Origin of the sequence: Faecalibacterium prausnitzii (assembly GCF_003287405.1) — a bacterium.
Taxonomy (GTDB): Bacteria; Bacillota; Clostridia; order Oscillospirales; family Ruminococcaceae; genus Faecalibacterium; species Faecalibacterium intestinale.
Genome location: NZ_PRLD01000026.1, coordinates 1 through 7,435, shown reverse-complemented (window position 1 = coordinate 7,435; position 7,435 = coordinate 1). Strand labels below are relative to the sequence as shown.

Genomic DNA, 7,435 nt, shown 5'->3' with positions numbered 1-7,435 from the left:
TTGCCAGCATTTTCGCTCACATCCCTCTTATCGGGAGGAATTATGTCAATTTGACACAATTCCTCTCTGCCCATTCAGATAAACCACCACGGCAGTTCCAGCCACAGATTATCCATGGCCTGTTCCTCGGTCTTTTGGGCGCGGCCTTTTGTCAGGTGAAAGTATATCGCCGTGCCGATCAGCGGATGTTCCTCGCCATCAGTAAAGCCATAGCGGTACAGCAGATAGGTCTGCTCCCGCTGGGTCAGCCGTTTCAGACCATCGTACAGTTCCCAGCGCGATTCCTGCTCTTCCATAATGCTCTGCGGCTGCATGGCATAAGGGTCAGCTATGGCTTCGATGCGCCGCAGTTGTTCCTCTCCCGGCAGAACATCGTCCAGCGAAACGCGCTGGCAGCAGATACCGTCCTTATCCTCCGTCACCATCCGCTGCTCAAAAGCGGAAAAGGCATCTCGAACCATATCCATCATGGCGTTACGGATAGCAGGAGCCGCATAGGTCAGGAACTTCATGCCGCGCGCCGCATCAAATTTCGGCACGGCTTTCCATAACCCCAGATTGCCCGCTTGTTTCAAATCGTCCGTGTCAAGGCTCAAGCCAGACTGTGCCAGATTCATGCTGCGAAAAAGGTCATTCGCCACCTTGCCGATAAAGGACTTGTTGTTGTCGATCAGGCTGTCCAACGCGGCAGCATCGCCTTTCTGTGCCAGCGCACAAAGCCGTTCATTCGTCTGCTTCATGGGCGTTTTCCTGCTCTGCGGCAGACTGCAAGATTCCCAACAGACCGCTTCGCAGCTGTTCCAGCGCTTCCGGCGTGGCTCCTTCCATACCCGAAACGCTGTCCAACATTGCATTCGTCAACTGCTCTGCCGTAATCGTTGGGTGCTGCACATCCTGCCCTTTGGTCAATTCGGTGAACATTTTCTCTGCCGCTTTCTTGCTCATGGCTTCCTGCTCGGCGTAATGGCTCCCGATACCCTTTTTGATTTCCTTGACCGCTGCCATGAAGTACGTTTCAATGTCATCAAGGTCGCCTTGGTACACTGGCTTTCTTCGGAGACTGATGTCCTTTGCGGCTTTGGCTGCTTCCGGGGTCTTGACCTTTGTGCGCAGCAGGGTGCTCAATGTCGTGAGCATGGCGTTCTGTGCTGCGATGCCGGAAGCAAAGGTATCATCAAAATACTGCGCTATGCGGTAAGTAAGCTCTGCAAAGCGGGCGTTTTCCAACAGCAGGTTGACCACCTCTGTATTGACACGCCCTGTGTAGAGGTTCTTTGCAGCCTCTACGGACAGGCCAAGTTCGGCAATGTCGTAGTTCTTGCGGTCGGGGATGTTGGTTTCTCCCAGCAGGAAATCCGTAGATACGTTGAACAGCCTTGCAATCTTCAGCACCTGCTCATGGGTCAGGGTTCCTTTCGCGCCACTAATAAAACGGCTGATGGTGCTCTTGGAGCAGCCGATTTCCTTGGCAAGCTCCGGTTGGCTGATATTGTGCTCTTTCATCAAGTCCGCAAGACGGACGTTGGACGGTGCGGGCAGATATTCCTGTGCCATGTGGTCGGCCCTCCTTTTTGAGCTTTTTCCTCATTATAATACGCTCTGCCGTTTTGTTCAATATACGGTCACCTCTCCACCCTTGCTGTTGCAGCCCTGCAACCAGTAAGGGCTTTTTTCTTTTTCCGTTGCAGTTCTGCCGCTTTTTTGCTCTTTCTGCAAAATTCCCCGTATATTCAGGCAGGAAACAAAAAACACCAGAGTTCCCACGCTAGGGTCTCTGGTGCAACGCACGAAACAAAGGAGGAATGCCCTTGAGCCTGTATCAAAAGATCAAGTCCGCCATCACCGTTCGGCAGGTGGGAGAGATGTACGGCATGGAGCCAGACCGCCATGGCATGGTGTGCTGTCCGTTCCATTCCGACAGCGACCCCAGCATGAAGCTGAACGACACCTATTATTACTGCTTTGGCTGCGGAGCCAACGGCGATGCCATCGACCTCACCGCCAAGCTGTTCGACCTGAACCCACGGCAAGCCGCCGAGAAGCTGATACACGACTTCGGGCTTGACCCGGACAAGCCGCCCGCCAACGCCATCGCCCTGCCGCCGCCCAAGCGTGGCCTGACGGACGAGCAGTGGGCAGACATCGCCTACTGCCTGCGGGTGCTGACCGACTATCTCGACCTGCTGCACGACTGGCGAAAGCGTTACAAGCCCGCCAGCCCGGAAGAACCGCATGACCCACGGTTTGAAGAAGCCCTCCACACGACCGAGACCATCGAGCACCTGACGGACTGTGTTGCATTTGGAACGCCCCAGCAGAAGGCCGCTGCCGCCGCACAGCTGCTGTCCGGGTCGTACCTGCTGATGCTGGAGGAGCGCACCGACCGCCTTGCTCTGGCAAAGTGCGCCTGACAATTGATTCACCTAAAGTGGTGGGTCTCACCGTGAGACCTATCACTTCACTTTTCTAAAGGAGAACCACCCTATGAAGAAAAACATTTCCCGCAACCCCTTATGGCCGGACTGGTACAACGGCAAGAAGATCGATGAAGTCCAGTTTGGCCGTGCCTTTCTGGAACAGTGGCCGCTGAAATGCGTCAACGGAACGCTGTACACGCTGGACGGCCCAGTGGAGGACGAAAGCGAGATCAAGCAGCGCATCTTGGAGAACATCGAGGAATATGTCACCTCCGGCCTGTCCAAAAAGGTCACCAACATTCTGGAGACCATCAAGCTGCTGGCCTTTTCCGACCCCTTTCCCATCGAACAGGACTGCATCCATCTCCAGAACGGCGTGTACCATCTGCCGGACGGCTCTTTTCAGGAGACCCGGCTGTTCTGCCAGAACCGCCTGCCTGTGAGGTATGACCCCAAAGCCGCCAGCCCTGACCGCTGGCTGACCTTTCTGCACGAGCTGCTGGACGATGCCGACATCCCCACCTTGCAGGAATATCTGGGCTACTGTCTCATTCCCAGCACCAAAGGGCAGAAGATGATGCTCATCGTTGGCAAGGGCGGCGAGGGCAAGTCCCGCATCGGACTGGTGCTGAAACGGCTCATGGGAGATGCCGCCAGCAACGGCAGCGTCCAGAAAGTGGAGAACAACCGTTTTGCCCGTGCCGATCTGGAACGCCGCCTGCTCATGATCGACGATGACATGGACATGAACGCCCTGCCCAAAACCAACTATATCAAGACCATCGTGACCGCCGAAGCCAAGCTGGACTTGGAACGCAAGGGTGTCCAGAGCTACCAGCGGGACATCTACGCCCGGTTTCTCTGCTTCGGCAACGGTGCGCTGACCTCGCTGTACGACCATTCGGACGGCTTCTTCCGCCGCCAGCTCATCCTGACCACCAAGGACAAGCCTGCCGACCGCACAGACGACCCTTTCCTTGTGGAGAAGATGTGCGCCGAATTGGAGGGCATCCTGCTCTGGTGTTTGGAAGGGCTGCACCGGCTGGTGCAGAACGATTTCCGCTTTACCGTCAGCGAACGAGCCGCCGCCAACGTGGACACCATCAAGCGCAGCAGCAACAATGTCATCGACTTTATGGAGTCCGAGGGCTACTTCCGTTTCAAGGCGGACTACTCCATCAGTTCCAAAGATTTCTATGAAATCTACAAACTGTGGTGCGAAGATAACGCCTGTCACAGCGTATCGGCGATCCGTTTCAGCGCAGAGCTGCGCCAGAATGACCGCCGCTACAACCTTGAAGCCACCAACAACATCTACCTGCCCGGTGGCCGCAGGGTGCGGGGTTTTGTAGGCATTGAACCGCTTGTTCACCCCTGCCCGTAAAAATTGCATTTTTTCACGGAAGAAGTTCGTACAACCTGTACGGTCTGTACTTGTACGCACCTGTACGGCAAATCGAGACAAATTAAGGCGTGTTATCGTTTATATTTCGGGTTTTCGTACACCGTACGAACCGTACAGGTTATTTGAACTCCGTACGCGATTTTTTCGGATGCGTACGGAGCAATCAAGTTCGCATTGTGCGAACTTGATTGTAACTCTCCCGCAGGAGACGTTCCCCCTCGGAGAGCCCACTACACTTTGCAGACCATAGGGATGAAAGTGTCATAGTGGGTTATTACACTTCCGCAGAAGTGCATCTCCGTTCCCCGTCACCTCTCGATGAACCTTGAAAGGAGGGATGCCCTTTGGCAAGAAATGATGGCATTGACCGCACCAGTGTCCGAAACCTCGCTGTTTCGGATAAGGCTGTTGGCAACACCCAACAGCACAACGAGCGCGAAAAGGACAGCTATCGGAACCCCGACATTATCCCCCAGCGTGCTGCATGGAACGTCCACTTCAAGAAGCCAACCGCCAGCTACACCGACCTGTTCGCCCAGCTGGAAGCCGCTGGCACGATTTCCACGCGCGGCCTGAAGCCGGATGCTACCCACTACTGTGAACTGGTCTTTGATGTCAACTCGGCCTATTTTGACAATCACGGTGGCTACGAGTTCGCCAAGCAGTTCTATGAGGATGCCTACAAAGCAGCCGTTCAGATCGTGGGTGGTGAGCAGTATATCCTCTCGGCAGTCATGCACGCCGATGAGATCAACCGTGCCATGACCGAAGCACTGGGCCGGGAGGTCTACCACTACCATCTCCACGTGGTCTATGTACCTGTGGTGGAAAAGCAGATCCTCTGGTCGAAACGCTGCAAGGACAAGGCATTGGTCGGCACCGTCAAGGAGACCGTCATGCAGGTCAGCCGAAGCAAGAAGTGGGCTTCCAAGCCCCTGCTGGACGATGCTGGAAAGCCTGTCCTGCAAAAGAGCGGCAAGCCAGTCCTGAAGAAGTCGTACAGTGTCCTGCAAGACGATTTCTTCAACTATATGCGCAATGCCGGGTACACGGATGTAGAGCGCGGTGAGCGCGGTAGCACCGAAGAACACCTGACCGTCACCCAGTTCAAAGTCCAGCGGGAGCAGGAACGTCTGGACAGCCTGACCGCCCAAGCCGACCAAAAGGCGCAGTCGCTTGCCAAAACCAGTCAGACCCTCTCCAAAAAGGAGAAGGAACTTGCCGCTGTGCAGAAAAAGGCCACGCTCACGAAAGAAGCCCTCATTCATGCGCGCGATCTGGATTATATCGGCAAGCGCACCTTTCTCGGTAACTACTCGCTGACCGAAGAAGAATTTTCCAAACTGAAAAAACAGGCTGACCACGGCTATATGATGGACGTGGAGAACCGCCGCCTGAAAGAAGAACTTTCCACCGCCAAGAAAGAGGCCGTTCGTTGGAGCAACAAGTACCACGACCTGTGGTACGACGTGAAACCCTATCTGGATGCTCTCCACCGTGCGCCCGAACTGGTGCGCGGCTTTCTGGAAAAGATTCTTGCCCCCAAGCAGGAGCGCACCATGAATGTGCAGCAGCGAAACCGCAGGCGTGGGCAAGATGTAGAACTTTAAGCTGAATTTTTAGATGATATGACAATACAAGGAGAAATGCTTATGGATTTTGACCGTAATTCTATGACCGTCCCTGTGCAATCTTCCGATTATACGAATAAGTTCTTGCAAAAGGACTCGAATCCCACTACAATGGAGGTGGTCACTCAAACCAATGCCGTCAAGTCTCCGACTGACAGCCCGGCAACCACGAAGCTGGTGTACACGGTGGAAGAGATTGCACGAATGCTGGCCATCAGCCTGCGCTCTGCTTACAACCTGTGCAACAGCACCACCAAATTCCGTGTCCTGCGGGTAGGCGGAAGCATCCGTGTCCCGAAGGACAGCTTCGATGCGTGGCTCAACCGGGCAGCTTGATAAGGAGGCAACAGTATGGCATATATTACAAAACGCGGCAACTCTTACAGCGTCCGCTACACCTACGAAGATGAACACGGCAAGAGCTGCGACAAATGGGAGAGCTTTCCCACCAAAGAGGAGGCAACGAACCGAAAGAAACAAATCGAACACGAGCTGGCAACGGGAACCTTCCTGATCCCGTCCTCGGTGACGGTGGCAGAGTTCCTGATGGACTGGCTGCCCAAGCAGTGCAGCAAACACAAGTGGGCTCCCAAGACCTACGAATCCAACCTTTCCACCATCCAGAATCTGATTATCCCCTATATCGGTGATATGGAGATGCAGAAACTCAGACCCTATCACATGGAAAATCTTTATACGACCCTGAGCAAAACGCCCTGTGGCTCGTATATCGAGGGAAAGAAGCAGGAACTGACCGAAAAGCAGAAGCAGCGGTTCCTTTCTGGCACGACGATCCACGAAGTGCATCGGCTGCTAGGTACAGCGTTTCAGTACGCCGTAGAGTGGGGCATCCTCGTCAAAAGCCCGGTCCCTGTGGACAGCCCTAAGAAGTCCACACAGGAGCGCACCATCTGGACGGTGGAGGAAATGCGAGCGGCTCTGGACAGCATGGAGGACCCTATCCTGCATCTGGCGGTGCATCTCACTCTGGTGGGCGCACTGCGAGAGGGTGAGATCGTAGGTCTGACCCCGGAAGATCTTGATTTTGACGCAGCAGATGGCATCGGAACCTTCCGTATCAACAAATCCATGCAGCGGGTGCGAAAAGAAGCCCTGAACCAAGTGGACGATGGCTGCATCATCAAGGTATTCCCGGACAAGCTGGAGCGCAGCACCACTTCCCTCATTTTGAAGAGCACAAAAACCGCATCCTCTTGCCGCACCATCTTCATGACCTCCGCACTGAAAGAGGAATTGAAGAAGTGGCTGAATCAGTTAGCGGCAGACGAGATGAAAGATCCGACACGCTACCATGACAGCGGTATGCTGTTCCGTCTGCCCAACGGTCTGGCGGTGGAGCCGGTGCTCATCCGCAAGAAGTTCCTCAAATGGCAGGATGCACACCCGGAGTTCCCGCGTATCGTGTTCCACGGTCTGCGTCACTCCAGTGCCACCTACCAGCTGATGATCTCCGGCGGCGATGTGAAGGCCGTTCAGGGCACCACAGGACACGCTACGGCAGATATGCTGGTGAACACCTATGCCCACATCCAGCAGTCCTCCCGTGTAGAGCTGGGCAGGAAGTTCGAGGAAGGCTTCTATGCTAAGTCCGAAAGCCCCAGCCCGCAGGCTGTACCCGCCGCAGGCGAACCGACCATCTCTATGACTGCTCTGCTGGAACTGCTGAAGAATGCAGACCCCGAAGTAAAGGCGCAGCTCCGTCTGGCTCTGTTGACTTGATGCAAAATTTACCACGCATTTCAAAGTAATTCCAGCCCCTGCAAAGGATTCCTACGAAAAAGCCGACCGTGCAAAAACCGTGCATTGACCGTGCAGACCCCGATTTTTCGGGGTTACATAACAAAAAAGAACGCCAAATCTTACGATTTGACGTTCAATATCTGGTGCACCTCCAGGGACTCGAACCCTGGGCCCACTGATTAAGAGTCAGTTGCTCTACCAACTGAGCTAGAGGTGCATAT

Annotated in this window: 8 protein-coding genes and 1 tRNA gene; 5 read left to right on the top strand and 4 right to left on the bottom strand. The window is 54.7% G+C overall.

The window, feature by feature from the left end; translation table 11 throughout:
• Positions 1 to 74 precede the first annotated feature (74 nt).
• The 3 genes from C4N24_RS14370 to C4N24_RS15465 are packed head-to-tail and all read right to left on the bottom strand — an operon-like array spanning position 75 to position 1,764.
• Positions 75 to 740 (bottom strand): sigma-70 family RNA polymerase sigma factor, encoded by a 666-nt coding sequence (locus tag C4N24_RS14370; protein WP_112091970.1) that lies wholly within the window; start codon positions 738 to 740, stop codon positions 75 to 77.
• Positions 724 to 1,554 carry a helix-turn-helix domain-containing protein gene (locus C4N24_RS14365; protein ID WP_112091969.1) on the bottom strand — a complete coding sequence of 277 codons (831 nt, stop codon included), beginning with the start codon at positions 1,552 to 1,554 and terminating at the stop codon, positions 724 to 726. Before C4N24_RS14365 ends, C4N24_RS14370 begins: the two co-directional genes overlap by 17 nt.
• Positions 1,555 to 1,611: 57 nt before the next feature.
• Positions 1,612 to 1,764, bottom strand: a complete 153-nt coding sequence (locus tag C4N24_RS15465) for a hypothetical protein (RefSeq protein WP_181573116.1) — start codon at positions 1,762 to 1,764, stop codon at positions 1,612 to 1,614.
• Between the two features lie 38 nt (positions 1,765 to 1,802).
• Here C4N24_RS15465 and C4N24_RS14360 point away from each other — a divergent pair, with 38 nt between their 5' ends.
• From C4N24_RS14360 to C4N24_RS14340, 5 genes are all read left to right on the top strand, one after another.
• Positions 1,803 to 2,411 carry a CHC2 zinc finger domain-containing protein gene (locus C4N24_RS14360; RefSeq protein WP_112091968.1) on the top strand — a complete coding sequence of 203 codons (609 nt, stop codon included), beginning with the start codon at positions 1,803 to 1,805 and terminating at the stop codon, positions 2,409 to 2,411.
• 73 nt (positions 2,412 to 2,484) lie between these two features.
• On the top strand, positions 2,485 to 3,801 hold the full coding sequence (locus C4N24_RS14355; protein WP_112091967.1) for a DNA primase family protein: 1,317 nt from the start codon (positions 2,485 to 2,487) through the stop codon (positions 3,799 to 3,801).
• 365 nt (positions 3,802 to 4,166) lie between these two features.
• Positions 4,167 to 5,432 (top strand): plasmid recombination protein, encoded by a 1,266-nt coding sequence (locus C4N24_RS14350; RefSeq protein WP_112091966.1) that lies wholly within the window; start codon positions 4,167 to 4,169, stop codon positions 5,430 to 5,432.
• Positions 5,433 to 5,474: 42 nt separating this feature from the next.
• Positions 5,475 to 5,789, top strand: a complete 315-nt coding sequence (locus tag C4N24_RS14345; RefSeq protein WP_112091965.1) for a helix-turn-helix domain-containing protein — start codon at positions 5,475 to 5,477, stop codon at positions 5,787 to 5,789.
• A 15-nt stretch (positions 5,790 to 5,804) separates the two neighbouring features.
• Entirely contained in the window at positions 5,805 to 7,193 is a 1,389-nt protein-coding gene (locus C4N24_RS14340) for a site-specific integrase (protein ID WP_112091964.1), read from the top strand.
• Positions 7,194 to 7,355: 162 nt separating this feature from the next.
• On the opposite strand, the gene C4N24_RS14330 is transcribed toward C4N24_RS14340, so the two are convergent.
• Positions 7,356 to 7,431 (bottom strand) — tRNA-Lys (locus C4N24_RS14330).
• Between the last annotated feature and the right edge of the window lie 4 nt (positions 7,432 to 7,435).